2 protein-coding genes are annotated in these 2,199 nt (G+C 70.0%); both read left to right on the top strand.

Annotated elements, in window-relative coordinates; translation table 11 throughout:
- On the top strand, nt 1-334 hold a 334-nt coding region (locus AC08ON_RS17515), incomplete at its 5' end, for a DegT/DnrJ/EryC1/StrS family aminotransferase (protein WP_476617380.1).
- The coding region (locus tag AC08ON_RS17510) for an HAD-IA family hydrolase (RefSeq protein ID WP_476617379.1) at nt 331-2,199 on the top strand (1,869 nt) is incomplete at its 3' end. The genes AC08ON_RS17515 and AC08ON_RS17510, both read left to right, overlap by 4 nt.

Raw genomic sequence — 2,199 nt, 5'->3', positions numbered from 1 at the left:
GAGCCGGGACGAGCGGTGCGACCGCAACCCGCACTACATGCAGATGTTCCGGATCCCGGGCATCACCGAACAGCGCCGCAACGAGCTCGTCGATGCGCTCCTTGCCCGCGGGCTGCCCGCCTTCGCGGCGTTCCGGGCGATCTACCGCTGCGCCGGCTTCTGGGAGACCGGCGCCCCCGCCCTCACCGAGGACGAGATCGCTGCTCGGTGCCCGAACACCGAGGCGGTGCACGTTGACACGATCTGGCTGCATCACCGCACGCTGCTCGGGACCGAGGAGCAGATGGTGCGGGTCGCCGAGATCCTCGCCGATACCGTGGCGGCCTTCCGATGAGCGGTCGGCCGCCGCTGCGGGTGGCCATGGTCGGCGCGGGATGGGCGGCTCGCGCCATCTGGCTGCCGAGGCTGCGGGCACATCCGGGCTTCATGGTGCGCGCCGTCGTCGACCCGGATGCCGACGCCCGCGCGGCCGCTGGCGCCGACGGCCCAGCCGGCTGTGCGTCCGTCGAGGAGCTGCCCGGCGGGGCGGTGGACCTCGCCGTGGTGGCAGTGCCGAACCACCTGCACGCCGCTGTGGCCGAAAGCCTCCTGGCCAGGGGAATCTCGGTGTTCGTCGAGAAACCCGTCTGCCTGACGTCCGAGGAGGCGGATCGGCTGGCCGACGCGGAGCGCCGCGGCGGCGCGACCCTGCTGGCGGGCAGTGCTGCCCGGCACCGCGCGGACGTGCGGGCGCTGCTGGATCTGGCCCTCTCCCTCGGGCGGATCCGGCACGTGTCCGCCGCGTGGGTCCGGGCTCGTGGCATCCCTTCCGGTGTCGGCTGGTTCACCCGGCGGGGACGATCCGGGGGCGGAGCGCTGCTGGATCTCGGCTGGCACCTCTTGGACGTGATCTCGCCGCTGGTCGACGGCATGGAGGACAGCCAGGTGGTGGGGTCGTTCTCCGACGACTTCCTTCGCGATGCCGGCGCCCGGGCCGCCTGGCACACCGGGACGGGCGCGCGCCGGGCAGTCGGATTCACCGGTGATGTCGAGGACACCGCGCGCGCTTTCCTGGTGACCCGGAACCGGCTCTCCCTGTCCCTCACCGTCGGGTGGGCATCGCATCAGCCCACCGATGTGACCGCCGTCGTCGTCGAGGGCAGTTCGGGTACGGCGCGCCTGGAATGCACGTTCGGGTTCAGCACCAACCGGCTCGATCGGTCAGCACTCACCGTTCTGCGGGCGGGCCGGACGACTGCGGTGGCCGTTGACACGGAACCGATCGGTGTCGAGTACGACCGCCTCCTCGACGAGATCGCAGACACCTGCGCGGATCCGGCGGTGCGCGGCATCGCCATCGGTGACGCCCAGCGGACCGTGAACGTCATCGAACGCCTTTACCGCTCGGCCCACCCTGACTCGGCTTCGCATGTCCAGTCCTCGTTCCGCTCGACGTCGCCCGTACCGAAACCGGCCATTCCGGCGCCCTCGACGTCGCCCGTTCCGCCACAGCCGAGCCCGGCGCGGTTCGGGAACGATCTGCAAACCGTCGTCTTCGACCTCGACGGCGTTCTGGTGAACAGCTTCGACGTGATGCGTCGGGCTTTCATCGTCGCCTACCGGGAGGTCGTCGGCTCCGGGGAGCCGCCGTTCGCGCAATACCGCCGACACTTCGGACGGTATTTTCCGGACATCATGAAAATCATGAACCTGCCGCTGGAGATGGAGGAACCGTTCGTCCGCGAAAGCGCCCGGCTGGCCAGCGAGGTCGAGTTGTTCCCCGGAGCGCCGGAGCTGGTCCGGCAGCTGAGCGACCGTGGGTACGGGCTGGCAGTGGCCACTGGAAAGGCCGGCTGGCGGGCACGCTCGCTGTTGGATGGTCTAGGGGTGCTGCCGCTGTTCGACCAGGTCCTTGGATCCGACGAGGTGGCCAGGGCGAAACCCGCGCCGGACATCGTGCTACGTGCGCTGGAACTGCTGGACACCGAGCCGAAGAATGCAGTCATGATCGGCGATGCGGTCACCGACCTTGCCGCTGCGCGCGACGCCGGAGTCATGGCCGCCGCCGCGTTGTGGGGAGACGTGGACGAGGCGCCCTTGCTCGCCGCCGATCCCGACCTCGTTCTACGGCGTCCTGCGGAGCTCATCGCCCTGTGCCCACCATTGGGTATTACCAGGCGGTTCCGTCGGAGTCACCCTGTGGCCGAAGGCCGATGGGTG

It is taken from the genome of Frankia sp. CoWAU3, from assembly GCF_977971855.1.
This window is presented reverse-complemented; position numbering and strand designations above follow the sequence as displayed.